Origin of the sequence: Flavobacterium labens, from assembly GCF_048286755.1 — a bacterium.
Lineage (GTDB): Bacteria > Bacteroidota > Bacteroidia > Flavobacteriales > Flavobacteriaceae > Flavobacterium.
This window is the reverse complement of the sequence record NZ_JBLVPL010000006.1, coordinates 87121-112862: the sequence shown is the minus strand read 5'-3', so window position 1 is coordinate 112862 and position 25742 is coordinate 87121. Positions and strand designations below refer to the sequence as shown.

28 protein-coding genes are annotated in these 25742 nt (G+C 33.7%); 11 read left to right on the top strand and 17 right to left on the bottom strand.

Annotated features, from left to right (window positions below; translation table 11 throughout):
- Positions 1–121: 121 nt before the first annotated feature.
- Positions 122–619 carry a glutathione peroxidase gene (locus ACNQF8_RS12955; protein WP_417951732.1) on the top strand — a complete coding sequence of 166 codons (498 nt, stop codon included), beginning with the start codon at positions 122–124 and terminating at the stop codon, positions 617–619.
- Positions 620–812: 193 nt separating this feature from the next.
- On the opposite strand, the gene ACNQF8_RS12950 is transcribed toward ACNQF8_RS12955, so the two are convergent.
- Entirely contained in the window at positions 813–1763 is a 951-nt protein-coding gene (locus ACNQF8_RS12950) for a tRNA dihydrouridine synthase (RefSeq protein ID WP_417951567.1), read from the bottom strand.
- Positions 1764–1863: 100 nt separating this feature from the next.
- Positions 1864–2361, bottom strand: a complete 498-nt coding sequence (locus ACNQF8_RS12945; RefSeq protein WP_417951568.1) for a GNAT family N-acetyltransferase — start codon at positions 2359–2361, stop codon at positions 1864–1866.
- A gap of 94 nt (positions 2362–2455) precedes the next feature.
- On the opposite strand from ACNQF8_RS12945, the gene menD reads away from it, so the two are divergent.
- Both menD and ACNQF8_RS12935 read left to right on the top strand, forming a co-directional pair.
- Entirely contained in the window at positions 2456–4129 is a 1674-nt protein-coding gene (menD, locus tag ACNQF8_RS12940) for a 2-succinyl-5-enolpyruvyl-6-hydroxy-3-cyclohexene-1-carboxylic-acid synthase (protein ID WP_417953700.1), read from the top strand.
- 88 nt (positions 4130–4217) lie between these two features.
- Positions 4218–4559 (top strand): DUF2853 family protein, encoded by a 342-nt coding sequence (locus ACNQF8_RS12935; RefSeq protein WP_417951570.1) that lies wholly within the window; start codon positions 4218–4220, stop codon positions 4557–4559.
- Positions 4560–4710: 151 nt separating this feature from the next.
- Here ACNQF8_RS12935 and ACNQF8_RS12930 read toward each other — a convergent pair whose 3' ends face one another.
- Positions 4711–6063, bottom strand: a complete 1353-nt coding sequence (locus ACNQF8_RS12930; protein ID WP_417953699.1) for a M28 family metallopeptidase — start codon at positions 6061–6063, stop codon at positions 4711–4713.
- A 325-nt stretch (positions 6064–6388) separates the two neighbouring features.
- Between ACNQF8_RS12930 and ACNQF8_RS12925 the strand changes: the two genes are divergently transcribed.
- Positions 6389–7243 carry a CvfB family protein gene (locus ACNQF8_RS12925; RefSeq protein ID WP_417951572.1) on the top strand — a complete coding sequence of 285 codons (855 nt, stop codon included), beginning with the start codon at positions 6389–6391 and terminating at the stop codon, positions 7241–7243.
- Between the two features lie 348 nt (positions 7244–7591).
- Here the strand turns inward: ACNQF8_RS12925 and ACNQF8_RS12920 are convergent, their stop codons facing one another.
- The gene (locus ACNQF8_RS12920; RefSeq protein ID WP_315207664.1) at positions 7592–7717 is read right to left on the bottom strand and encodes a hypothetical protein; all 126 of its coding nucleotides are present in this window, start codon (positions 7715–7717) and stop codon (positions 7592–7594) included.
- A gap of 257 nt (positions 7718–7974) precedes the next feature.
- On the opposite strand from ACNQF8_RS12920, the gene ACNQF8_RS12915 reads away from it, so the two are divergent.
- From ACNQF8_RS12915 to ACNQF8_RS12885, 7 genes are all read left to right on the top strand, one after another.
- Complete coding sequence (locus ACNQF8_RS12915) at positions 7975–8805, top strand: 1,4-dihydroxy-2-naphthoyl-CoA synthase (protein ID WP_417951574.1); 831 nt, start codon at positions 7975–7977, stop codon at positions 8803–8805.
- Between the two features lie 71 nt (positions 8806–8876).
- Entirely contained in the window at positions 8877–9398 is a 522-nt protein-coding gene (locus tag ACNQF8_RS12910) for a PH domain-containing protein (RefSeq protein WP_417951575.1), read from the top strand.
- On the top strand, positions 9398–10912 hold the full coding sequence (locus ACNQF8_RS12905; protein ID WP_417953698.1) for a PH domain-containing protein: 1515 nt from the start codon (positions 9398–9400) through the stop codon (positions 10910–10912). Before ACNQF8_RS12910 ends, ACNQF8_RS12905 begins: the two co-directional genes overlap by 1 nt.
- An 83-nt stretch (positions 10913–10995) precedes the next feature.
- Positions 10996–11958 (top strand): 1,4-dihydroxy-2-naphthoate octaprenyltransferase, encoded by a 963-nt coding sequence (menA, locus tag ACNQF8_RS12900; protein WP_417953697.1) that lies wholly within the window; start codon positions 10996–10998, stop codon positions 11956–11958.
- 45 nt (positions 11959–12003) lie between these two features.
- Positions 12004–12681: a metal-dependent hydrolase gene (locus ACNQF8_RS12895; protein WP_417951578.1), complete on the top strand. Its 678-nt coding sequence runs from the start codon at positions 12004–12006 to the stop codon at positions 12679–12681.
- Positions 12682–12852: 171 nt separating this feature from the next.
- Positions 12853–14061, top strand: coding sequence for a tetratricopeptide repeat protein (locus ACNQF8_RS12890; protein ID WP_417951579.1), 1209 nt, complete (start codon positions 12853–12855; stop codon positions 14059–14061).
- 60 nt (positions 14062–14121) lie between these two features.
- On the top strand, positions 14122–15168 hold the full coding sequence (locus ACNQF8_RS12885) for an o-succinylbenzoate synthase (RefSeq protein WP_417951580.1): 1047 nt from the start codon (positions 14122–14124) through the stop codon (positions 15166–15168).
- A gap of 4 nt (positions 15169–15172) precedes the next feature.
- Here ACNQF8_RS12885 and ACNQF8_RS12880 read toward each other — a convergent pair whose 3' ends face one another.
- From ACNQF8_RS12880 to ACNQF8_RS12820, 13 genes are all read right to left on the bottom strand, one after another.
- Positions 15173–16258, bottom strand: coding sequence for an AI-2E family transporter (locus ACNQF8_RS12880; RefSeq protein WP_417953696.1), 1086 nt, complete (start codon positions 16256–16258; stop codon positions 15173–15175).
- A 111-nt stretch (positions 16259–16369) separates the two neighbouring features.
- Positions 16370–16816: a DUF1572 family protein gene (locus ACNQF8_RS12875; RefSeq protein WP_417951582.1), complete on the bottom strand. Its 447-nt coding sequence runs from the start codon at positions 16814–16816 to the stop codon at positions 16370–16372.
- Complete coding sequence (locus ACNQF8_RS12870; protein WP_417951583.1) at positions 16806–17285, bottom strand: nuclear transport factor 2 family protein; 480 nt, start codon at positions 17283–17285, stop codon at positions 16806–16808. The genes ACNQF8_RS12875 and ACNQF8_RS12870 overlap by 11 nt, the downstream gene beginning before the upstream one ends.
- Positions 17286–17528: 243 nt before the next feature.
- Positions 17529–19583 (bottom strand): OmpA family protein, encoded by a 2055-nt coding sequence (locus ACNQF8_RS12865; protein ID WP_417953695.1) that lies wholly within the window; start codon positions 19581–19583, stop codon positions 17529–17531.
- 65 nt (positions 19584–19648) lie between these two features.
- The gene (locus ACNQF8_RS12860; RefSeq protein ID WP_417953694.1) at positions 19649–21424 is read right to left on the bottom strand and encodes an Ig-like domain-containing protein; all 1776 of its coding nucleotides are present in this window, start codon (positions 21422–21424) and stop codon (positions 19649–19651) included.
- 382 nt (positions 21425–21806) lie between these two features.
- Entirely contained in the window at positions 21807–22625 is an 819-nt protein-coding gene (locus ACNQF8_RS12855) for a histidine kinase (protein WP_417953693.1), read from the bottom strand.
- A 171-nt stretch (positions 22626–22796) separates the two neighbouring features.
- A complete protein-coding gene (locus ACNQF8_RS12850) occupies positions 22797–23135 on the bottom strand; it encodes a hypothetical protein (protein WP_417953692.1) in 339 nt (112 codons plus the stop codon).
- A 1-nt stretch (position 23136) separates the two neighbouring features.
- Positions 23137–23484 (bottom strand): hypothetical protein, encoded by a 348-nt coding sequence (locus ACNQF8_RS12845; RefSeq protein WP_315207633.1) that lies wholly within the window; start codon positions 23482–23484, stop codon positions 23137–23139.
- A 53-nt stretch (positions 23485–23537) separates the two neighbouring features.
- The gene (locus tag ACNQF8_RS12840; RefSeq protein WP_315207631.1) at positions 23538–23870 is read right to left on the bottom strand and encodes a YtxH domain-containing protein; all 333 of its coding nucleotides are present in this window, start codon (positions 23868–23870) and stop codon (positions 23538–23540) included.
- A gap of 31 nt (positions 23871–23901) precedes the next feature.
- Positions 23902–24054, bottom strand: coding sequence for a lmo0937 family membrane protein (locus tag ACNQF8_RS12835; RefSeq protein WP_315207628.1), 153 nt, complete (start codon positions 24052–24054; stop codon positions 23902–23904).
- 61 nt (positions 24055–24115) lie between these two features.
- Positions 24116–24268, bottom strand: a complete 153-nt coding sequence (locus ACNQF8_RS12830; RefSeq protein WP_315207626.1) for a lmo0937 family membrane protein — start codon at positions 24266–24268, stop codon at positions 24116–24118.
- A gap of 33 nt (positions 24269–24301) precedes the next feature.
- Positions 24302–24925 (bottom strand): porin family protein, encoded by a 624-nt coding sequence (locus tag ACNQF8_RS12825; RefSeq protein WP_417951587.1) that lies wholly within the window; start codon positions 24923–24925, stop codon positions 24302–24304.
- A 187-nt stretch (positions 24926–25112) separates the two neighbouring features.
- Positions 25113–25574 (bottom strand): sll1863 family stress response protein, encoded by a 462-nt coding sequence (locus ACNQF8_RS12820; RefSeq protein WP_315207622.1) that lies wholly within the window; start codon positions 25572–25574, stop codon positions 25113–25115.
- Positions 25575–25742: the final 168 nt, after the last annotated feature.

Below are 25742 nucleotides of genomic sequence, written 5' to 3'. Positions count from 1 at the left end.
AAATTTTTATTTAATTTTATGAAAAATTTCAATTATGAAAAATCTAGTGTATATCGCAACTTGCGCTTTAATGTTATTAAGTTGTCAAAATCAGGCACAACCACAAAAATCCGAAAACAAAATGAGTACACCATTGGCTAAAGAGACAATTTATCAGTTCAAAGTAGAAGATTTATCAGGTAAAAGTTTTGATTTTGCTTCTTTGAAAGGTAAAAAAATTATGATTGTGAATACCGCTTCAAAATGTGGATTAACACCACAATACAAAGACCTTGAAGCAGTTTATAAAGAATACAAAGACAAAGGATTAGTAATTGTAGGTTTTCCAGCTAATAATTTTGCGTCACAAGAGCCAGGAACAAATGAAGAAATTGCTACTTTTTGCCAAATGAATTACGGAGTAACTTTCCCTATGATGGATAAAGTTTCTGTAAAAGGCGATGATATGGCTGCTATTTATCAGTTTTTGACTCAGAAATCTAAAAATGGATTACAAGATTCAACTGTAGAATGGAATTTTCAAAAATACCTAATCAACGAAAAAGGGGAATTGGAAAAAGTAATTTCTCCAAGAACATTAGTAACTGATCCAGAAGTATTGAATTGGATCAAAGCATAATTTTCTACCGCTAATTTGCTAATTTTTATTAAGTAACTAATCAAAAGAGATTTTCAGTCAAATGAAAATCTCTTTTTTTTTGCGGTTTGAGTACGTGTCGAATATTTTCTAAAATTTGAACCATTAAGGAATTAAGTTACATTAAGAATCAGAGCTTAATTTTTCTTAATTTCTTAATGGTTTAATTTTTCCGCTAGAATTTTTCGTTTTTGAAAATTTCAGCTACAGCAGCTTCATAATTTCGAATGCTTTGGGCTTTTTTTATTTTCTTTAAAACCTTATGCGGATTTGAAAACGTAGCAGAAAAGTATTCCCATAAATGGTACATCTTCAATAAAATATGGGTTGAACCAGAAAGAGATTCGCTATAAATAGCATACAAAGTATCATGAAACGTGGTGAACAATTCTATTTTGTTGGTAGGATATTCTGAAGTATTGTTTTTTATCATACTGGGTAAAAATGGATCCGAAATTAATCCTCGGCCAATCATCCAATGATCAATAGTTGGAAAGCGTTGCTGCATTTCATGAAATTTAGCAACGGTGGTTATATCACCATTGTAATACAATTTATGTTTGGTATTATCTACACATAACTGAAACGCATCTAAGTTTACACCACCTTTGTACAGTTGTTTCCCAATACGCGCATGAATCGCAATATTCTTAATAGGATAGGTATCTAAAATAGGTAAAACATCTAGAATTTCTTCGCTGTTTTCATATCCTAAACGCATTTTCATAGACACTATAATGTCAGATTCAGTATGGGCTCTGTGGAGGATATTATTGATTTTTTCGGGATTACTTATTAAGCCGGAACCCATGCCAGACTTGGTCACCATAGGATAAGGACAGCCTAAATTCCAGTTTAACTCTTTATACCCCAATTCCCGAACATATTTTGCTACAAATAAAAATTCATCGGCATCGTTTGTTATCACTTGTGGAATTACCTCTAAATCAAGATTGTTCTCCGGAAGCAGGTCACGTTCGTAAGACGGTTTGATAACCATTTTTCCGTTTAAGCGAATGTAAGGTGAGTAAAAAGTGTCAATTCCTCCAAATAATTTGTTTTGGGCATTTCTAAAACGAAAGTCGGTAAATCCCTGTAAAGGCGATGATAGTAAGGTATAATCCATGAAATTTTTAGTTGTGCAAATATACTATAAAGTCTCAAGTCAGACAGTTTTTATACTTGAACATGTTGAGAAAATGAATTTTATTCTTGTACAAATTCAATTATTCTAAAATCAATTGCATAAAAACGGAACTCAACCAACGATCAAATTTATAGCCTGATTCTTTAATAACGCCAACGGTTTCAAAACCATACTTTTGATGAAAAGCAATGCTGCCTTTGTTCTCGGAGTCAATAACACCAATCATAGTGTGGTATTTTTGTTTTTTTGCCAATTGGATAAGTTCAGCCAACAATAATTTTCCAACTCCTTTCCCTAAAAATTCTTCCGCAACATAAACAGAATGTTCTACTGTAAAACGATAGCCTATTTTATAACGAAAAGAGCCATAAGTAGCGTATCCAATCGTTCCATTTTCAGTTTCAGCAACAATAACAGGTAAGTCATGGGACATTTTGTCTTCAAACCACAATTTATGGGTTTCAAAATCACGTGGCTCATAATCATAAATCGAAGTGCTATTCAGTATTTGGTGATTGATGATTTCTAATATTGTATCTAAGTCGCTAAAAACAGCCGGTCTTATTTTGATTTCCATATAGAATTTATTTTCTTTCAAATTTAAGAAAACTATTTAAGATTAGAGAAAAACCTTTACATCTTTGTATCTTTGTTTCTTTGAAACTAAAACAATGATTTACCCCAAAATACCTTTAGCACAAAGCATTATTGAAATTTGTTTGGCCAAAGGAATCACCACCATAATTATTTCTCCGGGTTCTAGAAATGCCCCGCTTACAATTGGTTTTGTAAACAATCCCGCCTTTCAATGTTACAGCATTGCTGATGAGCGTTCGGCCGCTTTTTTTGCATTGGGAATAGCACAGAAAACCAAGCAGCCAGTGGTTTTGGTGTGTACTTCCGGTTCTGCATTATTGAATTATTACCCAGCTTATGCAGAAGCATTTTACAGCCAGATTCCTATGATTGTGATTTCGGCAGACAGACCGCAAAGTAAAATTGATATTGGCGACGGACAAACCATCCGACAGGAAAATGTATTCGAAAACCATTCGCTGTACAATGCTAATTTGCATGAGGATGTTTCAATCGAAAATGATTTAAAAATCAACGAGGCGATTAATACGGCTATTACTCAAAAAGGTCCCGTTCACATCAATGCTCCTTTTGAAGAACCTTTGTACGAAACTGTTTCGGAACTTTCAATCAAAGTAAATACTATCGCTTTCGCAAATGCTACTCAGACGATTTCCGTTGAAGATGTTTCAGAATATGCAACGATTTGGAACAATTCCACTAAAAAAATGATTCTGGTTGGTGTGAATGAACCGAATGCCATCAACGAAAAAATAATTGAGGCTTTCGCCAAAGACAAGTCGGTTGTAGTGTTGACCGAAACGACTTCTAACTTGCATCATGATACTTTTATCAATAATATTGACACGATAATTACACCTTTTACGAATGAAGATTTTGAAAATTTTCGTCCGGAAATTTTAGTCACTTTTGGTGGAATGGTCGTTTCAAAACGAATCAAGGCTTTTTTAAGAAAATACAAACCAAAACACCATTGGCATATTGATTCTTGGAGAGCGTATGATACGTTTGGCGCTTTGACTAAACATTTTGAAGTTGACCCAAATGTATTTTTTGACACTTTCTTGCCAATTACACACGCAATAGAAAGTAATTATTTCGAGCAATTAGACGCTGTGAAAGCATTGCGAAAGCTAAAAAGTGATATTTATTTAGACAAAATTCCTTTTTCGGATTTTAAAGTTTTTGAAAAAGTGATGCTGTGTTTGCCCATCAACAGTCAATTGCAAATCAGCAATAGTTCAGCGATTCGATATGCGCAATTAATAGATATTGATCCTTCCATTGAAGTGTATTGCAATCGCGGTACCAGTGGAATCGATGGAAGCACTTCTACGGCAATTGGTGCGGCTGTCTCGTCTTTAGGACGAGATAATAAACAAACTGTTTTTATAACAGGAGATATTGGGTTTTTATATGACAGTAATGCGTTGTGGAACAATTATATCCCTAAAAATTTCAAAATTATTTTAATCAATAATGGTGGTGGCGGAATTTTCAGGATTTTACCAGGACATGAAGAAAGCCCTGTTTTTAATACATTTTTTGAAACTTCTCATTGTTTAACTGCGGAACATTTAGCTAAAATGTATGGCTTTGAATATAGTATTGCCAGCGACGAAGCGAGTTTATCTAGAAGTTTGTCCGATTTGTATGCTCAAAATGAAAAACCAAGTATTTTGGAAGTTTTCACGCCCACTTTAAAAAATGACAGCATTTTACTGCAATATTTTAAAGAATTAGCCTAATATTTTTTTCTAATTCGTAAAATGAGATGAATTAATGTTTAAATTTGGTTATATAAAAACCTATTAATCAATAACAAAACCTTAATTTATGAGTGCAAGAGAAGAATTAATTGTAAAGTACGCCGCTGATTTAAAAGACAAATGTGGTGTAAATCCAGATATGGATTTGTTGACAAAAGTAACTATTGGTTGTGGACCGTCAATTTATAATGCTGATTCAGCAACGGTAGCCGGAAGTCAGCAATCCGAATTAGATACGGTAAAAAACAATTTCTTAATCAAGAAATTAGGACTTAGTGACGGACCGGAATTAGATGCTGCAATAGATGCCATTATGGAAAAATACGGTCGTTCTAACAGGAATAAATACAGAGTGGTAATTTATTATTTACTGGCTGTTCACTTCAAAAAAGAAAGTGTTTACAATTAATACTTAATTTGTAAATGGTACCCATAAAAAAAGCGTTTGCCTAAAGCAAACGCTTTTTTGTTTAATGTTTTATTGAACCATTCAGAAAATAGAATTCAGTAATTAAGACTTAATTTTCTAAAGGGCTGAATGGCTTAAAGTTTTCTAAAATTTAACGAATTGGTAATGGGAAAACCGGTAAACTAGAATGTCCTAATGCATCTACAGCTTGAACAGCAAAGAAAAAATTATCTTTAGAATAGGGGATTTCAGCTTTTGTATCTTTTACAAAAATTGTTTTTTCCCAATGTTGCGAGGATGTTTCTCTGATAAGAATGTTATAACCATAAACCGACTTTCCTTCTGGAGCGGTCCAAACTAAAGTAGAGAAATTAGTCAAGTCCTTTACTTCAATTCCTACGTTTGTAGGTGCTTTAGGTGACCAAGCCAAATTGCTGAACGTAGCCAAGTTAGAACACGTTACTTTCTTCATGTATTCAAAGTCCATAAACTCAGCAAGATCGCCGTACTGGATGTTATTTTCCTTACGTACATTTTGGTGTTGGTGATCATAGTTTTCGTTCATTTCACAAAAACGAATCGCTGTAAATCCATTTTGACTGAAAGGAGTGTGATCGCCTCCACGCAAGAAACGGTCAATGCGATACACTAAATTAATATCAAGTTGCTCTACATATTGATTGGTAACCGTTTTGATATATCGGGCTAATTGTCTCGATGGACTGTCATTATCACGATTGGTCGATTTACGCATTTTTGACTCCGCTTCCGTTTCTAAAAATGGAATTGTTTCACTGAAAACGCGAACTTTAGTATTATCACGCAATAAAGTACCGCTGGATAAACTGTTTCCAATCATGTCATTATTGATCATCGCAATTACATTCCATTTTCCATCTTTGGCAACATCCGCTAAATGTTTGGCTCCGTACAATCCTTGCTCTTCACCTACAACAGCGACAAAAATTAAGGTAAAAGGAAATTCTCTTTGGCTCATAATTCGGGCAAGTTCCATCATCGCTGCAACTCCGGAAGCATCATCATTTGCACCTGGTGCATCTGATTTAGCATCCATAACATCTGAAGCACGGGAATCTAAATGGCCGCTTATAATCATTACACGATCATCTGAAGGATCAGTTCCTTTTAAGGTTGCCATCACATTACCCAGTTGGCTGTCAGTGGCAATACGTCTTCCATCGGCTTTGATTGTAAAAAAATCAATAACTGAAGTCAGTCTTCCGCCAGATGCCACTGCATATTTATCAAATTCGGATTTTACCCAGCGTTGCGCTGCGCCAATTCCTCGGGTGTTGCTTTTTGTGTCACTTAATGTATGTCGGGTTCCAAAAGACACGAGTTTACGAACTGTAGCTTCCATGTTTTCCGATTTTACTTCGGCAACCATTTTTTTTATTTCGGGGTCATCGACTGTGGTTTGTGCGTAATTGGTATGAGAAATGAATAGTAGTAAGAACAAACAGAGAATTGAGGTTGGTTTCATTAATAGGTTTTTTTAGTTTTCTCAAAGTTAGTAAAAAAAAGAAAAACAAAGTATAAGTGAAATTGAGTTTTAAGATTTGTTTACTCTTGTACTATTCAAAATTTTGAAAAACAAAACGTCCTAATCTAGCCCCGATGGAAGTAAGTATCCCACGCTTTTGGGCGTGGATACTGCGGACAGCGGGACAACTCATGATGAAACAACGTAAATTTATGCTCCTAAAAAAGAAAATAATCGTCGGATTCTGGTTTTGTTTTTTTGTGGACAGTTTCTTAATTTACTATTTTCAAACTTCGTACCTTTGCGCTTTAGAAATTGAAAGAAAATGATTGAAATAGGAAAATACAATACGCTTACTATACTACGCGATACCAAAGTGGGTTTGTTTCTGGGAAATCCAGAAAAAGATCCTGAAGGAATTCATGACATTCTGTTGCCTAACAAATACGTGCCAAACGAATTTGAAATAGGCGAGGAGTTAATTGTTTTTGTATATCTAGACCACGAAGAAAGACCCGTTGCCACGACATTAGAGCCTTATATATTATTGAATGAATTTGCACTTTTGCGTGTGAATTATACCAATCAAATTGGTGCTTTTATGGATTGGGGAATGGAAAAAGATATTTTGGTTCCGTTTAAAGAGCAGGCACGTCCTATGGAAAAAGGGAAACGCTACTTGGTTTACCTTTATATGGATGAAAAAACCAATCGTTTAGTCGCTTCCAGTAAATTGAATCAGTTTTTAAAAAATGATCATCTAACGGTTGAAAAAGGGGAAGAAGTCGATTTAATAGTTTCCCATATTACTGAATTAGGAATTAATGTTATCATTAACGAAAAGTACAAAGGTTTGATGTACAAAGATGAAGTGTATGATGATGCGATTCGAACGGGAGACCGCATGCGAGGTTTTATAAAAACAATTCGTCCTGATAATAAAATTGATGTGGCACTGCAAGTTCAAGGCTATCAAAGTATCGAGCCGAATGCGGAGAAAATTCTAGACGAGTTAAGAGCCAGCAGAGGTTTCTTGCGTTTGACTGATAATTCACATCCGGAAGATATTAAAACGGTTTTGAAGATGAGTAAGAAAACCTTCAAGAAAGCGATTGGCGCTTTATACCGAGAGAAATTAATAGAAATCAAGGAAGACGGAATTTACTTGGTTAAGGAATAAAAAAAAAGAAAGACTAATCGTAACGGTTAGTCTTTCTCTTTTTAATGCTGTTTTAGAATATTAAATTCTGTAGCACTAAAATAAATTTGAAGTTTAAAGTATATTTATCCACCTATATGAACAATAGTATGCTCTATACTATTTTAAAAATATTAACTTAAGCGTAAATTACTTTAAAGAATAGTTTGTCTTTAAATGTACAATCACTTGCTTACGAGTTAAGAAAAAATTTCACAATAAGGCCGTTGGTTTTCTATATATTGGAAGATAATTTTCTAAAACAATTGTTTATTAATGTCTCACTTTTGCAAGGACAAGAAAAATAAATCTTTAATTTAACCGTAGGTGTTACTTTTTATTTTTTACTGCTGGGGCAAATGCTAGTATCATTAGCTCTTTTGTCGGGGCTTTGAAAATATTTTTATAAGTTATTACCGTAGAAAAAGGAGCGACAACATTTTTAATTGCATTCAATACATTCTTTTTTTAGGTTAATAAATCAGTGAAGAATCAATAATTAATCAAGATAAAGAATTTGTATTCATCTGATTAGCTTATTATAAAGTTATAAATAATTTGAATTGGCGACTGTTAAAGGGCTCAATTTTTATTGTTTTTTAACGTTTTAAAGCCTTTAATCAGAGAAGGATTACCATAAGCTTGTCTAAATAGAATAGATAAAATGTAAAAAATGATTTATTTTTACACTAAAATAATTTAAATCAATTGTAATGGATTGGATCACTGCTAAAGAATACGAAGATATCACTTATAAGAAATGCAATGGCGTTGCCAGAATTGCTTTTAACAGACCGGATGTGCGCAATGCTTTCCGTCCTAAAACGACTGCTGAATTGTTTAATGCCTTTTACGATGCGCAGGAAGATACGTCAATAGGAGTAGTTTTATTGTCTGCCGAGGGGCCTTCTTCTAAAGATGGCGTGTATTCTTTTTGTAGCGGTGGCGATCAAAACGCACGCGGGCATCAAGGATATGTGGGCGATGATGGACAGCATCGTTTGAACATTTTAGAAGTACAACGTTTAATCCGATTCATGCCAAAAGTAGTTATCGCTGTGGTTCCAGGTTGGGCTGTAGGTGGAGGACACAGTTTGCATGTGGTGTGCGATTTGACTTTGGCGAGTAAAGAACACGCTATTTTCAAACAAACGGATGCCGATGTAACGAGTTTTGACGGTGGATACGGTTCGGCTTATTTGGCTAAAATGGTTGGACAGAAAAAAGCACGCGAGATTTTCTTCTTGGGACGCAATTATTCCGCTCAGGATGCACTGGATATGGGAATGGTGAATGCTGTGATTCCGCATGCTGAATTAGAAGATACAGCTTACGAATGGGCTCAGGAAATTTTGCAAAAATCTCCAATGGCGATTAAAATGCTAAAATTTGCGATGAATCTTACTGATGATGGAATGGTAGGACAACAGGTTTTTGCCGGTGAAGCAACAAGACTTGCGTATATGACCGAAGAAGCTAAAGAAGGAAGAAACGCATTCCTTGAGAAAAGAAAACCGAATTTTGAAAAAAAATGGTTGCCATAAAAAGTTTAAAGTTAAACGTTTCAAGTATAGAACTTGAAACGTTTAACTTTAAACATGAAACAAAATAAAAAATGGAGAATTTCACAAACGAAACGATTGATACGCGCCAACTTCCAAAATTTGAAGAAGTCACTTTTACGAATTTGCATCCTAACTACATTTGGGTGTTATTGATTAATTTGGCGTTATTTATTGGCATACTTATTCTTGTTCCAATATTGTTTTCCATGTTTAAACCCGAATTATTTTCAGGAAGAGTATGGTTGATTATAGGCGCTATTATTCCTGTATTTTCGATTTTGTTGGTAGTATTTTCTATTATTGGATTCAAGAAAAAAGGATTTGCTTTTCGAGAACACGATGTGCTTTTTAGGTACGGAATTATTGCTACAAATACGATTGTAATTCCTTATAATAGAGTGCAACATGTGGCTTTGCATGAAGGATTAATTTCACGTTTTTTTGGTCTGGCCAAAATTGAAATTTTTACAGCCGGCGGAAGTTCCAGTGATATTGAAATTCCGGGAATCGAAAAAGAACAAGCTGAAAATATCAAACAATTGTTGATGGGCAAAATACAAAAGCAATTGTAATGAGAGCCGATTTTAGTCAGCCACAGAGGCAATCTTCAATAGGGATTTTGGTAATGTTTTTTTACACGCTTCAGCAATACGCCAGAGCGTTGTGGCCTATGATTGTGATTTGGATTTTCAAGTTTGACGAGGTTAATAAATTGTATTTTTTCCTTGGAATGCTTACCATTTTTGTAAGTATTGGGGTTGTTTCCTATTTGAAATACCTGAATTTTACTTTCTTTTTGGATGCCGAAAATGAAGAATTTATCATTACAGAGGGCGTTTTTAATAAAACCAAAACTGCGATTCAACTGCGTAAAATCCAACAAGTAAATATCAATCAGTCTTTTATTCAAAGGTTAGTTGGGGTTTATGAATTGGATGTAGATACTGCCGGAAGCAATAAAAAAGAAGGTGCTATCAAAGCGATTTCACATGAATTGGCTTTGGAGTTGAAATCCCGTTTGTTGGAAAATGAAGAACTAAAGACTACAATTGAAACTGAAACAACTTCATTGGAGGAAGCCGAGCAAAAACTATTTGAAGTTGCACATCCTTTTATTAAAATCAGTTTTTTGAGTTTGCTGAAAGTTGGAATTACGTCTAATTATGGCAGAAGTATTGCTTTATTGTTGATTTTCTTTAGTACGATATATGAGAATTTTCAAAATTTTGGAGACGAAAGCAATGTTTATAAAGAAAAAGTAGGCTCGTATATCGATAAAAATCTAGTATTGCAAACTATTTTAACATCTATAGTATTATTGTTTGGAGTGGTTTTGGTTGTGAATGTAATCCGTATTGTTTTCAAATATTATGATTATAGCATTGCCCGACAAAAAGGATCTTTGTTGTTGTCTTTTGGTTTGTTGAATACTAAAAGTACCATCATTAAGCCTGAAAAAGTTCAGATTACGACTGTTAAAAGGAATTATTTCCAAAAGAAAATGGGAATTTTAGAACTGAAAATCAAACAAGCGACTAGCGGTGAAAAAGAAGAAAGCAAGTCCGTAATAGAAATTCCTGGATGTAGCGAGACTGAACGAGATGCGATTTTGAAGTTGTTATTTCATCAAATTCCTGAAAAAGGATTGATGCTGCAGCCTAATTTTCGTAAACTTATTTTTTCTGTTTTTCTTTCAATAGGATTACCTTTGTTTGGATTTATGGCGGTTGGGTATTGGATTGAACCTATACTTTTTGAATATAATTATGTGGTGCCCATTTACGTTATTTTTATTGGATTAATCCAGTATTTTAAATTCAAAAATAGCCGATTGTTTATCCACGAGAATTTTATAATAAAACAAAGTGGTGCTTGGGATATCAGTAATGATGTTATTGAGCCCAGTAAAATACAAGCGATTACAACATCGCAGCTTTTCTGGCATAAAAAGTTAAATATAGGTTCCATAATATTGCATACTGCAGGAGGGAATATTGCTTTTCAGTTAGCGAATTATTCAATAGTAAAACAACAAGTCAATCTTTGGTTGTACGAAATAGAAACTTCCGATAGTAATTGGATGTAACAAAATGGTTTAAAGTGTAAGGTTTAAAGTTGTTTGCTCAACAAATCTTAAGTTTTAAACTGCAAATTTTTAAATAAAAAAATATGAAACATTGGATTGAAGCCGCACGATTACGAACCTTACCCTTATCGGTTTCTGGAATAATAGTTGGGAGTATGTATGCTTTGGCGCACCCAACAGATAGTATATTAACGCCAACCGAGGTCTTTAATTGGCGATTGTTTGGCTTTGCCATTTTAACAACATTAGGATTGCAAATACTGTCCAATTTTGCTAATGATTACGGTGACGGCATGAAAGGAACGGATAATGAGGATCGTATAGGTCCAAAACGCGCGATACAAAGCGGCGTGATTACTCCGCAAGCCATGAAACGCGCTATTATAATTACATCAGCCTTGACGTTGCTTTCGGCGATGTTATTGATTTATTATGCGTTTAGAGATACAAATTTATGGTATTCCTTGTTCTATTTAGTATTGGGGATTCTTTCTATTGTTTCTGCAATTCGCTACACGGTTGGAAATACGGCGTACGGCTACCGTGGATTTGGTGATGTATTTGTGTTTGTATTTTTTGGATTGGTGAGTACTTTAGGTGTGAATTTTTTATACTCCAAACAATTGGATTTCGAATTGGTTTTGCCTGCAATAGCCATCGGATTATTGAGTGTTGGTGTTTTGAATTTGAACAATATGCGTGATGAAGCATCCGATAGGAAATCAAATAAAAACACGATTGTTGTAAAAATTGGCGGAGCCAAAGCTAAAATATACCATTACATTTTGATTGTTACGGCGATGGTTTTGGTGTTGATTTTTGCAATTATTGATGATTTTCACTTTGATCAATACTTGTTTTTATTGGCCTATATACCTTTAACCAAACATTTAATTACCGTTTATAAAAATCAAAACGCTAGAGAATTAGATCCTGAATTAAAAAAACTGGCATTGAGCACTTTTGCACTTTCAGTTTTACTATCGTTAGGTATGATTTACTTTTTTTCGGATATAATTGTGAATACTTTTTTAGGAGGAAGATAAAATAATAATCAAATAATAAATCACTCAATTTTTAAATTTAAAAAGATGAAAATAACATTTTACGGCCACGCATCATTAGGAATTGAAGTTGGTGGAAAACACATTCTAGTAGATCCGTATATTTCTGCAAATCCAAATGCAGCGCACATTGACATTGACACTTTAAAAGCAGATTATATTTTGCTGACGCACGCTCACGGGGACCATATTCTCGATGTCGAGGCAATCGCCAAAAGAACGAATGCAGTAATTGTTTCCAATGCTGAAATTGCAGGTTATTATGGTGCAAAAGGCTTTCAATCGCATCCTATGAATCATGGCGGAAGTTGGAATTTTGATTTTGGGAAACTAAAATATGTAAATGCCATTCATTCCAGTTCTTTTCCTGACGGCAGTTACGGAGGAAATCCGGGCGGTTTTGTCATCGAGGGAGAACATAAAAACGTATATATTGCTGGTGATACAGCGCTGACAATAGATATGAAACTCATTCCGATGCGAACCAAACTGGACTTAGCGATTTTGCCGATAGGTGATAATTTTACCATGGATGTAGAGGATGCAATCATAGCTTCTGATTTCTTGGACTGCGATAAAATTCTGGGCTACCACTACGATACTTTCGGTTATATCGAAATCGACCATGAGGAATCCATTCGTAAATTTTTCAATAAAGGAAAAGATTTGATGTTGCTGGAAATAGGAAGTTCCATAGACTTGTAATGTCATTGCGAGTTTTTCGAAGCAATCTCCTGCTATTCGCTTGTATCTTTACTTGCTTAAAAAGCAAGTAAAGGATACCGCTGCTATCAGGGCTAGCGTAATCGTTGCTGTAACACTTTATCAACTTTGCTAAAACTTTGTGTTTAAATTTTAAAGAATTCCAAGTTAATCATGCATAAAAAGAATTTTATCGTTTTATTTCTGTTGCTAATTACTGCAAATACCGTTTTCTCTCAAAAAGACGGCTATTGGGATAAAACCCGCGCTACAACCGAAGAAATAACGGTTTCCGCTAGAGACAGAATCATCATAAAAACCCAAGATTTTCCGGAAGGTACCACCGAAGTCGTTTACAGAATAACACTTTTGGATAAAAATCAGCAAATGGCGGGCAGTTTAGTTTCGGTTTTAAAAGCTATTCCAGATCCTACAGGAATCAGTCAAGGTTCAGCAGGAGCGGTGTTTATCTTGTCTAAAATCTCAGGAGATGATAAATGTAAATATGCTGTTTTCTCTAGCGCTGAATTAGCTGCAAAATACAAAGAAAGCGGAAAAATAGATGATGCTTGTTTGTTTCAAAATACGCCAGTAAGCAAAGATGCTAAACGACTTTCATCGGAGAAATCTGCTTGTATGCAATCAAATTCAGGAAATTTATGGTTTGGTTTCGAAAGTAAAAACTGGATCATGAACCAAAAAATCATCTTGGAAGTCGTGCCGTGGGTCGATAATAAACTTAGTCGCGGTTGGACAATTGAAAACAGAAAAGCAATCATCGATCAATGCAAAACTTCTAATTTGGCTCAAAAAATGACGAATTCAGATGATTTTTGCGTTTGTATCCTCGATAAAATCCAATCCAAGTACAAGTATAAGGAATTCCAAAAATTATTGACTGTAGAGCGTGCTAAAGCGTTCAAGGATTTTGGAAACAGTTGTTTTGGCGAAAGCAGTCTTTCTAAAAGTGTTTATGATGATTTGCGTAAGCAAGCCGCTGCATTTGCAAAACAAGGAAAGCAAGGCGAAGCTATTCAGAAACTTACAACGATAATCAATGATGGAAAAGCAACTGCCTTGGATTACAACGCAATAGGAAGTTGTTATGTACTGACTAAGCAGTACGGAAAAGCGATTAAATTCCTGAAAGAAGGCGAAAAGCTTGATGATACGGAGTTGCTGATAAAGCTAAATTTGGCGCATGCTTATTTATTGAATGATAATTATGCCTCAGCAAAAGCCATTTACAAGGAGTATCAGTCTCAAAACGTAACGGATAGCTTGAGTTGGACTCAAAAAATAAAACAAGATTTTGCAGCTTTCAAAAAAGCGGGAATAGTTTCCAATGATTTTGAAAGAGTCTTGAAGCTGATGGACAGATAAATCTAGTTTTTATAAAATTTCGTCAGACATAAGCTCAAAATAACTCATACTTTATAACTTTTGAAAGCAACCTACCACAAATACATTTTAGATTTCAAACGACCATCAGGGACTTCCCGTGGCGTTATGACCGAAAAAGAAACTTGGTTTATTGTCTTGGAACAGGACGGTAAAAAAGGAATAGGAGAGTGCGGAATCCTTCGTGGATTGAGTATTGATGATCGTTCGGATTATGAAGAAAAATTGAAATGGACTTGCGATAATATTAACTTGGGAAAAGACCAACTTTGGGAAGTATTATTAGAGTTTCCTTCGATACAATTTGGAGTGGAAATGGCGTTCCAATCTTTAGTGAGTGAAACTCCTTTTTTGTTGTTTCCTTCGGACTTTACAAATGGCACAAAGTCTATCTTGATAAACGGTTTGGTTTGGATGGGCGAGGAGGCTTTTATGAAGCAACAAATCGAAGAAAAATTAGCAGATGGTTTTACATGTATCAAACTCAAAATAGGAGCGATTGATTTCGATAAAGAACTGCAATTATTGCGCTTTATTCGGGAACATTTCACTCCGGAACAAGTCGAAATTCGAGTAGATGCTAACGGCGCTTTTGATTCAACTTTGGCTTCACATAAATTAATTCAATTATCTGAATTTAAACTACATAGTATAGAGCAACCGATACAAAAAAATCATACTGACAGGATGGCAGAGCTGTGTAAAATCACTCCTTTTCCTATTGCTTTGGATGAAGAATTGATTGGTGTGTTTACTTTGGCAGAAAAAGAACAATTATTAGAGAAAATCAAGCCACAATATATCATTTTGAAGCCAAGTTTTGTAGGTGGTTTTCGAGGTACTCAAGAGTGGATTTCATTGGCTGAAAAGCATAAAATCGGATGGTGGATTACCTCAGCTTTGGAGAGTAATATTGGACTGAACGCCATCGCGCAATGGACATTTTTACAGCACAATTTAATGCCTCAGGGATTAGGAACCGGAGCTCTTTATACCAATAATTTTGACTGTCCGCTGGAAGTTTCACAAGGACAATTATGGTACAAAAAAGAGCTGGATTGGACGTTTGATTTTGCCTTTTTACAATAGATTATTACCTAGTTTTCTTTTGTTCGCCATCTCCTAGTAAAACGGATAACGTCTTTAAGCTTGGTGTACGGTCCGCAATTAACTTTACGATACTGATGAACGGAATGAATAATATCATTCCTGCAGCACCCCATAAAATGCCTCCCACGATTACTACAATAATGATGACGAGTGTGTTTATTTTTAAGCGGCTTCCTACTGCAAAAGGAAATATAATATATGCTTCGAGTACTTGAACAATAGAAAAAACTGCTATAACGGCTAATGGATACCAAATAGAATTGTATGTTATCCAGGAAACTGCAATGGGCAAAAGAGCGGATATCATGATGCCCACATAAGGAATAAAAGTGAGGATTGAGGCAATAAAACCAAATAGAAAGGGATTTGGCACTCCAATTATCCAAAGTCCAATGCTGTTTAATAATCCAACTATTAAATAAACTATCAACATTCCTTTGATGAAATTGTAATATTCATGTATGGTTTCAATAAGGATTTCATGAATAGTATTTTTTCGTTCAGGAGGAAAAAGTTCATATAAAGCATTCGATAACATCTGGCGATGGAAAAGTATTAATGCAGAGAAAACAGGAATCATTAATAAAAAAAAGACAGATTCAGACAGAGAATAAGCGGTGTTTCTAAGTATTGAAAAAGCTTGTGAACCAGAGTTGTTGAGTGTATTGTTGATGAAATCATTTTGTTTCTCAAGACTAATGTCAAAGCGTTCCGAAATAAAAATACTCAATTGATTTACTGTTTCGGCTAATTTCAATCGCAAAGATTGCCATTCTTGAAGGAATTCTGAAAATTGCGCTACTAGTAAGTAGATAATGCCTCCGACTAAAAGTGTTACTCCTAAAATACAAATAACAATAGCAATTCCTTTATTGATTCCTTTTGTTTCCATCCATTTGCAAACAGGATATAGAATAAAACCAATGAGTAACGAAAAGCTTAGCGGAATAAATAATGTTTTGCCAAAGTATAGAATCAAAGAGGCTAATACAGTAAACTGAAGAATTTCTAAAACAGAAAATCTCTTACTGGATTGAAAAGGAACCGGTGTTTTAGAAGATTCTAACATACAAATTTGTATTATAACCGTTATTTCTTACTCTTCTTTACTTTTATTTGCGATGAAAGTATAAATTTAAAACGTGTAATAAGGTACTAAATTGCTTGTTATTACAATGTTTTAAGATCCTAATAATCGCCTGTGGTAATTAATCTGACCTAAATGATAGGCTAGGTGTGTGGTCAAATGGATGAGCATAAACTCGGTTGAAGTTTTGTCTTTAAAAACTAAAAGTGGATATTCCTTCTTTAGTTCAACTTCTGTGATGTTATTAAGCACATTGTCAACGACAACAATAGTTTCTTCGATTTTTGATAACAATTCTACTCTAGGAATATCTTTCAGCGAAAATTCTAATGGTCTGTTTCTTATATATCCAGTTTTTCCATACTGTGCGCCAATGTAAGTGTTTAAGTTTCCAATTAAATGCAAACAAAGATTTCCGGCTGAATTAGCGATACCTTTTTGAATAGTCCAAATATTACTTTCATTTTGGTACGACTCAATTTCCGTTTTTAGCTGATTTAAATCTCGGTTGAATAGTGTCTTTAAGCTTTCAATTAGCATTTTTAGTTTCTTTGTATTTTTTTAATGATAGTAGTGCTTGTTGTTGTATTTTTTGTTGAAAAAAACCGGTCCAGCCTAATAAATAGCCTGTAATTCCAAAAGCTTGTTTGGACCATTTCAAGATGTCGAAATCATCAGTGTGTTTTTTTATTAATCCATCTTTAAACTGAAACTGAGCCTGAATAACATTTACTACTTTTCTATTTGTTTTACTGAAGTTATAGGTAGCAATCCATTGTGCGGAACCAACGTATTCATCTGCTTTTATATCTGAGAACTCAATTTTTATATTTCCTTTGCTTTTTTCAATGAGCATTTTCCACATTTGGCAAACATCTTTTTCTTTTAACAAACCAAAAGCAGGATCGCGAAACTCAATTTTAGAATGATAGCATTCACACATTGTTGAAGCATCGGCATTGGCAAAAGCGGTATAGAACTTAATGAGGGTTTTTTCGTTTGCGTTCATATTTGCATAAAGTGAATAGTAAAAATAATAATATTTTTTGTTAAAATTCAGGTTTTAAAAAAGGAATATAGAAAAACTGATAAGTATTACTCTTAATATGAAACCATTAAGAATAATTAAAGATTGATTATCATTAGATTACATTCTGATATATTTTCTCATTTTTAGGCAAAAAAAAGAGGATAGACTGTTAAGTGTCTATCCTCTTTTATAATTTATTAAATGGTATTCTTTTATTCTGGCTTATTTAACGGCAGGAATAATATCAATTATTACGGTACGATTGTAAAAACGTTCTTCGGGAGTTTTGTTATCAAACGGAGAATTATTTTCATTTTCACCATAACCTGACACATCAAATTTAACATCATTTCTACCCGCTTTAGCTAAACTGCTCTGAAGGATAGTTTTCACATCATTTGCACGAGCCAATGATAAGTCTTGATTGTAAACTTCTTCACCAATAATATCTGTATGACCTTTAATAATTACGGTTGCTCCTACAGGAATTTTAGGGGTAACTACCTCAGTAAGATATTTTTCATACAATGAAATTGCTTTAGAGTTATTGAATTCATAGATGATACTATATCTCATACCTTCTTCCATTTTTGCAGGAGTCCAAAGTACCATATGAACAGGAGTTTCCTTTTCTATAATTTTACCACTTTTAGTCTGGCCAATCATTTTTACTTTGTAATCTCCTTCTGGACGGCTACCTAAAATTGCTTTTCCAGGAATGCTAACCTCATCTTGAGTATAAGGTCCAAAAGACTGTATTTTTCCTTGCTCGTCAGTTATTTGCAATGACCAAGATGATAATGCTTCACCAGCTCCTTTATTATTGAAAGTAACATAGCTATCTAAAGGTGCTTCTTGTGAAGCTATAATTTGAACTGGTTTCAATGGCGCATCAGGACCACTTTGAAATTCCATCAACAAATCAGCAGAATTACTTTCGATAGAAACTCTACGATCTCCTTCACGTAGTAAAACTAATTCTAATGTTCCACCTGGTTGTTCTGATGGGATATTTGGTTTACTTTGGCCTTTAGTGGTAATTCTAGTTGGATTTATTGCAAATACATTTACCAAATAGGTTTTAACAGATTCAGCCATAGCAAGACCATCTGTATTGTCATTATTTGATGAACCTACCAAAGTAATTGTTGAAGAAGGATTTTTTTGCATACGATCTCCAAGGATGTTCAGCACATTATAATAAACAGTCATTTGACGTTTAGAACGATCTGATAAATTTTTAGGAGCAAATGTTTCTAATTGATCTTCTTTGAAGTCTTTTACTTGATTTGTTGTCAATAAAACATAACGATTTGGAATCTCTGTTGATCCTTCATTAAAGAAAACATAGTTTCTAAGAGGGAAAACTTCAGTCATTCTTCTTTCTCTGGGAACATTGCTAGGAGAATTTACGGAAAACTCAACCTCACGGTCTTTAACCATATCTGTAGCCTGTTGGATATTTTGTCCTTGACCAAATTTAAGTGCAACACCAGCTCTAATTGTAGTTATATTCCAAGTTTCTGTTGCACGAGGATTTTGACCAAAATATGGTTGGAAAGAAACAAAAGGAGACAATACAAATTGTGTTTTGTTGCTATCAGATGAAAGAGGAATATCATATCCTGCACCAATTTGCATTGACAGAATAGTTTTCTCAATCTCACTAAATTCACCAATTACTGCAGGGGAAGGAGCTTGATCAGGGAAAGCTGGATTAATACCCAGTTGATAAGTAAATGATTTGTCCAAATTGAAAGCCAATCTTGGACCTCCATAAAGGTAAAAATTAGATTTAAATGGAGCAAAACGTACGCTAGGTTCTACAGTAATGTAACTAAGATCAGTTTTTAAATCAGCAGGACAGTCACATGCAGTAAGCACTTGGTCAAAAGAACCTTTACGGCTATCAAACCCGGCTTGCAACATAACTCCCCATCTTGAAGTAGCAGGACGATATTCTAAAAGTGGTGCAATAAAAAGCCCTGTGCCATTTCCTTCATGAAAAGTAGCCGGAGGCGTAAAGCTTGCATTTAACTGATTAGTAGAACCTTCGTAAAAATTGAAATTGGCTCCACCAGCAACACCGAAGTACCAAGAAGGTTTAGCATATTTAACCACTTGAACTTCTTGTGCCTGAACAGTCGTTTGAGCACTTAACCATGTCAATGAGACTACTAAAAGACTTTTTAACGGTAAGTTATTTGGAGACCAAGCTAGGCGTAATCCTTTTTTGAAATTATTTATATTGTCCATGTTATTTTTTATTTGATTCATTTTAAATATATCCCGTCCTAAGACGGGATGAAAAGTTTGATTCTAAAATTTATTTTATCAAATACCTAGTTAGGTACGTTAATAACTGTATTCACCATGGTAACTGAAGCTACTAGAGAAATCGCTCTACCATTTAGTACTGTTAAAAAAGGATTTGTGCTATTGGCAGGAGAAGACAAAGTCACACCATTGTTTGCAATGATGTTTCCTACCATAACTCCACCACCTGCGTAGTTAATAACTGCTGCACTACCAACATACCAGTATACATTATTAGGATTACCTACGCCATTTAAAAATGTAACGCTACTTGGCGCTGAATCACCCACTGTTAAAGTAGAAGGAGCCTGAAAGTACCATTTGGCATTTGGATCACCATTAGCGTTTAAGGTAAGATTCCCGTTGGTTATTTTAAAAGAACTAGATGCAGTATATACACCAGGAGCTAATGTTAATCCACCTAATTCACCTGCTCCAGGGTTAACATTACCACCTGGCATTGAGGCAGGGGAGATGCTATTATAAAGATCTCTTGCGGCATTCAATCCTGCTAATGCAGTTGCTGCTTTTGTCGTATTTCCGGGTGCAGGAGCATCAGTAAAGATACCATCTGTTACAACTCCGTTATTTAATGGGGTTACGATATAAACATCACCATTGGTTCCATCTGTAAAACCGGTCACTAAAGATGACGCAGCGGTAGTACCTATTGTACCGTCTACTACAGATAATAATCCTTGGTTAGTTATTCCGGCATTACCTCCAAAAACTCCAAAAAACAGTCCGCTAGTAACTATAGGACCTGGTGTAACTGTATTTGCTGTAGTGAAATTCCACACAAAGTTATTTGCTAATGGAATACCTAAAGTACTTTTAGCGCCAGTTGTTAAGGTAGCGGTATAAGTAAGTCCTGGATTAAGTGAATTTACCGGGTTAAACGAAGCTGTATTTCCACCAGTGTAAGTAACAACACCTGGAATTACTGTTGTGCCTTGTCTCAAAGTAAAAGTAGTTGCATTTATAGTCAAAGGGTCCATAGGCACACTGAATGTTGCAGTAACTGTTTTACTTAAATTAACTCCTATAGCATTATTAAGTGGATCTGTTACAGTTACTGTAGGTGCTGCTGCTGTAGTGAAATTCCATACATAATTAGCAGCTAACGAAGCATCGGCCGTACTTTCAGCTCCAGTTGTTATAGTAACAGTATAAACAGTATTCGCAGTTAACAGATTTGTTGGGGTAAATGATACTGTTGAACCAGAATAAGTAATTACTCCTGCAACCGTATTAGTTCCTTGTTTCACAGTAAAAGTTGAACTATTTAATGTCAAAGGATTCATTGGTACACTAAAAGTGGCAGTGATTGTTTTATTCAGAGTAATGTTTATGGCATTGTTTAGCGGATCTGTATTACTCACCATTGGAATTATAAGCATTCCAGTACTGAATGTCCAAACATAATCAGCTTGAAGCGCATTACCCATTAAATCCTTAGCTCCTGTCTTAATTCTAGCACTATAGGTAGTATTAGGAGTAAGAGGAGTACTAGGAGTAAACAAAGCTGTAGTTCCACTGTATGTTACTGTACCTGTAATGTTAGTACCATCAGCTTTAGTGATGATAAAAGTGGATTGATTTATTGTTGCTGCATCCATCTCTTCATTGAATGTTGCAGAAATCACTTGTCTAAAAGGAACGGCTAAAGCTCCATTAACAGGAGTGGTAGATTGAACAACTGGGCATACGCCTTCGGTCTCTATAAAATCGTCTTCTGCACAACCTGAAATTAATGCAATAAAAAGTATTGCAAACGTTAATAGTAAATTTTTAGTTTTCATCATTATTGATTTAGGGGATTAAGTATTTTATACAACAAAGATTGTTTAGTTTAGGGCCAGTGCTGTTATATAATTAATAATGGAAGTTGTAAAATTCACTCATTTAAAATGTTAAATGATTAATTGTTAATCAGTATTTATGATTTTAAAGGTGTTGCATGTCAATTACTTTATTTAATTTTTATCTTTCTAAATTTAGAAATGGTTTAAAAAAATGATCATAAACAGATTATGGCAGAAACATTTTTGAAGAAAAACACTTTCATGGATTCGATAAAAAAAACATAAAAAAAAGGTCCAACTTTAATGAAAAAGTTGAACCTAGTTGTTTTAATTGACACAATTTTTAGATTGCGCATTATTAAAGTACTTTCTGAAATTTTTATTTAAATGCAATTTTCCCTTTTTCTCCCAGATTAAAAATGAATTCAGTAAGTTCTTTTGTAAAAGCATCAAGACTCAAAGCAGATTGTTTAATGTAATCTAAAGATTCTTCTAACTCATCGGGTGAATTGACAGATTGTTGATGTAGCAAATAAGATAAACCTAAAATATTAGCAATGGGTTGTCTTACTTTATGGGAAGTCATAAACATCATTTCCTCCAATCCTTTTATATATTCTATTTGGTATTCTTCGGCTTTTTTAAGTTCTTGATTCACAAGAATTAATTCAGCTGACCGCTTTTCTTTTTCGTCGTTCTGAAAAAGAAGTTCTCTGTTAGCAATAATCAATTCTGCAGCACGTTTTTCTTTTTCCTGATTTTGAAATGCAAGTTCTTTATTAGCAATAATCAATTCAGCGGCACGTTTTTCTTTTTCTAAGTTTTGAAAAACAAGTTCTTTATTAGCAATAATCAATTCAGCGGCACGTTTTTCTTTTTCTAAGTTTTGAAAAACAAGTTCTTTATTGGCAATAATCAATTCAGCGGCACGTTTTTCTTTTTCTAAGTTTTGAAAAATAAGTTCTTCATTGGCAATAATCAATTCAGCGGCACGTTTTTCTTTTTCTTGATTTTGAAACGCAAGCTCTTTATTGGCTATGATTAATTCAGCAGCACGTTTTTCCTTTTCTAAGTTTTGAAAAGCAAGTTCATTATTAGCAATAATTAGCTCTGCAGCTCGTTTTTCTTTTTCTAAGTTTTGAAAAGCAAGTTCTCTGTTTACTATTATTAACGCTTCTTTTTTTATTCTTTTTTCCATGCTCTTTCAAATTAGTTTTCTAAAGATATTATTCTAAGTATAATAAATGATCTAGTTAGATCTTTTCTTTTTGAGCTTATTTAAAAAAGAACAAATAAATAGTTTATATCTGATTTATGTAATTATTGTATTCGAATATATCAATTCGAAACAAAAAAAGTATAGGCGTAGTTATAATTTTGAAGCTTCTGAATGTTTTGTTGCAACATTAGTGATTACAAATTGTAACATCGTTCCTAATATTCTTTTGATGGGATTGTGAGTTGATCCTAATAACACTTTTTTAGTTAAGTACCCTGTTGTCATGCCAACAATATTATTTAGTATGTTCCCTTTAATTTCAGGAGAGGTTGCAATAAGGCCAAAAGCATTTTTTATAAGATTTAAAGGTTTAAAACTTTCAATGGTATAATGATACTGATCTTTTAGTTGAACTAATTCTTCAGCTTGTTTCATTTTCATTAATAAGATAGTTTCCTTAAGAATTTCTGTTTGGTTTATCTTTTCCATACTAACTTTTTTTTAGCATTTTAATAATAATAAAATTGCTGATTGGCATTTTAATCCATTCATCTTTAAATATGTAAAGAATGATTGTAATTAGTAAATAAAAACTCGATACTATAAAAAAACCATAATATACTTTTCCAACTAATTCACCAATCCATAAGGAAAGGCCAATATTTACTAAAAAAGCAAACATTGCAAAAACAACAGAAACTGTTAATCGAGAGAGTAAAGAAGACAAGACATCAGCAGTTTTATCTACTGCATTTAACTTCACCAATTCTACTGTTGTTCTAGTGTAATCCTCTGCTCTTTCAAAAAGCATTTCTATTGTTGTTGCGTTGTTTTCCATGATATAATTTGTAAACGTACTTTGTATTGAAATTTTAATAACTAAATATCGTATTAGATACTTGTATTTTTAATTTCGTTTTTTGCATCGTAAAATTTTGATTTTCCTTCAGAAAGTAATGATTCACCTTCATGTTTTGCATCATCAAATTTTGATTTTCCTTGAGCGATTAAACTTTCGCCTTCGCTCCAAATTTTCTCATACTTTTTATTTATTGTTCCCAATAAAGTATCTAATTTGTCTTTTAATTCATCAGCATAATCGTTGCTCTTATCCATAATTTTTTTTCTTGTTTTGTCCCCTTTTTCAGGTGCAAACAATACTCCTAATAATGCTCCAACGGCTACGCCACCTAAAACTCCTAATATTATTTTATCTGCTTTCATAATTATGTATTTTATTGTTTTATTATTTGATTTATATACTTCTACCTTGTATTAGTCTAAATAGTATTGCAATAACTGCAATAACAAGAAGTACGTGTATAATTGATCCTAAGCTGAATGCAAAGAATCCAATAGCCCAAAAAATGACTAAAATAACTGCGATTGTGTAAAGAAGGTTGCCCATGATTTCTAGTTTTTAATGATTTATATTTTGTTTGTTTTTTTTAATTAAATAGGAAGAAAAATTAGATTTTTCTTCCTTGTATAATTCTAAATATAACTGCAATAACTGCAATAACGAGAAGTATATGAATAATTGATCCTGCGCTGTATGCAAAGAATCCAATAGCCCAAAAAAGGACTAAAATTACTGCGATTGTGTAAAGTAAATTGCTCATAATTTTTAGGTTTTAATGATTAATTATTGTTTTTTAGTTTAATCTCAATCCTACGTAAACGTTAAAAACACTATTTTTTGCGTCTGACGAAGTAAAGCTATTGTCTTTCCCTATTTTAGTTAAACCATAATTGTAACGAACACCAAAGTTTACTACATCAAAATCGATTCCTAGACCACCAGAAATACCAGCGTCTAATTTGTTGAAATCATCAGTGTCTAATTCGCTTTCAGAAGATCCAAAATTCGAATCATTTTTTGTTTTTCCACTAACCATGTACGCTGCGTATGGACCAACATGCACATTAAAATTATCAGTTATATTTGCAACCAATAAAACTGGTACTTCAATATAATTGATATTGAATTTTGATCTTCCTTGAACTACTCCGTTATCGTATATTTGCTCAGAACCTTTTGTTGTGTAATTAATTTCAGGCTGAATTGCAATACTATTTGTAATTGGGAATTTAGCGTATAAACCAGCATTGAAACCTGTAAGCATGTTGCTGTCATCCACATTATCTACATAAAAATTAGAGAAGTTTAATCCACCTTTAAAACCATAAGATGGGGTTTTTTCTTGCGCTTGTGCGCTGGTAAAGCTCATGAAACTTAATACTAATGAAGCAAAAAATATTTTGTTTGAATTTTTCATTTTAATTGTTTTTGTTATTGAATTATTATACTACAAATATCCGCATCTTATGGACAAACTTTGTTACAATACTTTTTGTTAAGTTTACATTATTCACACCTTAAATGATTTATTATCAGATATTTTTTAAATCAAAAAAGAATCAGCCAAAAAAAAGACGAGTTGTATAACTCGTCTTTTTAATGTACTATTTGTTGTCTACTGTGAGGTTTCTAATAGCCTCTCCAAGTTCATCCATATCACGATTGTATTCTTGTTTAAAAGATTCCCAATCACTACTGGAATCATTTTTATACGTTTCAATCGTAGCTTTTATGTCATTGTTTTTTTGCTCTAAAGCGTCAATTTTTTTAGCATATTCTTCATCGATTGATTTTCCGGTTTTTTTCATACTGGCTTTCATCTCTGCGATTCTCATTTCATTTTCAGTAATCGTTGCATTAGTACTTGCTTTGAATGCATTCCATTCTTCTTCAGTTGCTACTTTTCGTGCATCTGATAATTCTTCTTTTGCATCATCAAGATTTTCTCTTGCATCCTCTACATTATCTTGAGCAGCTTCTTCTTTTTTTGAAGTATTTTGACAACCTGTTAAAACGGTTCCAGCCATGAAGGTTGTTATTGCAAGGGTAAAAAGTGTCTTTTTCATTTTATGTAGTTTAATATTAAATTTTTTGATGTGATTAGAAATTTTTGTTTACCCATTTTATAATTCAAATTAGTAGCAGTTAATGTTGCTACTTTGAATTATGCTACGGTTTTAAAAGTAAGTACCATAATTATAGGGGCAAACAACTTTTTTTTTGATATAAAATTA

Coding starts and splice junctions, on each gene's coding strand:
- ACNQF8_RS12955 (WP_417951732.1), top strand. CDS start 122: ATGAGTACACCATTGGCTAAAGAGACAATTTATCAGTTCAAAGTAGAA.
- ACNQF8_RS12950 (WP_417951567.1), bottom strand. CDS start 1,763: ATGGATTATACCTTACTATCATCGCCTTTACAGGGATTTACCGACTTT.
- ACNQF8_RS12945 (WP_417951568.1), bottom strand. CDS start 2,361: ATGGAAATCAAAATAAGACCGGCTGTTTTTAGCGACTTAGATACAATA.
- menD (WP_417953700.1), top strand. CDS start 2,456: ATGATTTACCCCAAAATACCTTTAGCACAAAGCATTATTGAAATTTGT.
- ACNQF8_RS12935 (WP_417951570.1), top strand. CDS start 4,218: ATGAGTGCAAGAGAAGAATTAATTGTAAAGTACGCCGCTGATTTAAAA.
- ACNQF8_RS12930 (WP_417953699.1), bottom strand. CDS start 6,063: ATGAAACCAACCTCAATTCTCTGTTTGTTCTTACTACTATTCATTTCT.
- ACNQF8_RS12925 (WP_417951572.1), top strand. CDS start 6,389: ATGATTGAAATAGGAAAATACAATACGCTTACTATACTACGCGATACC.
- ACNQF8_RS12915 (WP_417951574.1), top strand. CDS start 7,975: ATGGATTGGATCACTGCTAAAGAATACGAAGATATCACTTATAAGAAA.
- ACNQF8_RS12910 (WP_417951575.1), top strand. CDS start 8,877: ATGGAGAATTTCACAAACGAAACGATTGATACGCGCCAACTTCCAAAA.
- ACNQF8_RS12905 (WP_417953698.1), top strand. CDS start 9,398: ATGAGAGCCGATTTTAGTCAGCCACAGAGGCAATCTTCAATAGGGATT.
- menA (WP_417953697.1), top strand. CDS start 10,996: ATGAAACATTGGATTGAAGCCGCACGATTACGAACCTTACCCTTATCG.
- ACNQF8_RS12895 (WP_417951578.1), top strand. CDS start 12,004: ATGAAAATAACATTTTACGGCCACGCATCATTAGGAATTGAAGTTGGT.
- ACNQF8_RS12890 (WP_417951579.1), top strand. CDS start 12,853: ATGCATAAAAAGAATTTTATCGTTTTATTTCTGTTGCTAATTACTGCA.
- ACNQF8_RS12880 (WP_417953696.1), bottom strand. CDS start 16,258: ATGTTAGAATCTTCTAAAACACCGGTTCCTTTTCAATCCAGTAAGAGA.
- ACNQF8_RS12875 (WP_417951582.1), bottom strand. CDS start 16,816: ATGCTAATTGAAAGCTTAAAGACACTATTCAACCGAGATTTAAATCAG.
- ACNQF8_RS12870 (WP_417951583.1), bottom strand. CDS start 17,285: ATGAACGCAAACGAAAAAACCCTCATTAAGTTCTATACCGCTTTTGCC.
- ACNQF8_RS12865 (WP_417953695.1), bottom strand. CDS start 19,583: ATGAATCAAATAAAAAATAACATGGACAATATAAATAATTTCAAAAAA.
- ACNQF8_RS12860 (WP_417953694.1), bottom strand. CDS start 21,424: ATGAAAACTAAAAATTTACTATTAACGTTTGCAATACTTTTTATTGCA.
- ACNQF8_RS12855 (WP_417953693.1), bottom strand. CDS start 22,625: ATGGAAAAAAGAATAAAAAAAGAAGCGTTAATAATAGTAAACAGAGAA.
- ACNQF8_RS12850 (WP_417953692.1), bottom strand. CDS start 23,135: ATGGAAAAGATAAACCAAACAGAAATTCTTAAGGAAACTATCTTATTA.
- ACNQF8_RS12845 (WP_315207633.1), bottom strand. CDS start 23,484: ATGGAAAACAACGCAACAACAATAGAAATGCTTTTTGAAAGAGCAGAG.
- ACNQF8_RS12840 (WP_315207631.1), bottom strand. CDS start 23,870: ATGAAAGCAGATAAAATAATATTAGGAGTTTTAGGTGGCGTAGCCGTT.
- ACNQF8_RS12835 (WP_315207628.1), bottom strand. CDS start 24,054: ATGGGCAACCTTCTTTACACAATCGCAGTTATTTTAGTCATTTTTTGG.
- ACNQF8_RS12830 (WP_315207626.1), bottom strand. CDS start 24,268: ATGAGCAATTTACTTTACACAATCGCAGTAATTTTAGTCCTTTTTTGG.
- ACNQF8_RS12825 (WP_417951587.1), bottom strand. CDS start 24,925: ATGAAAAATTCAAACAAAATATTTTTTGCTTCATTAGTATTAAGTTTC.
- ACNQF8_RS12820 (WP_315207622.1), bottom strand. CDS start 25,574: ATGAAAAAGACACTTTTTACCCTTGCAATAACAACCTTCATGGCTGGA.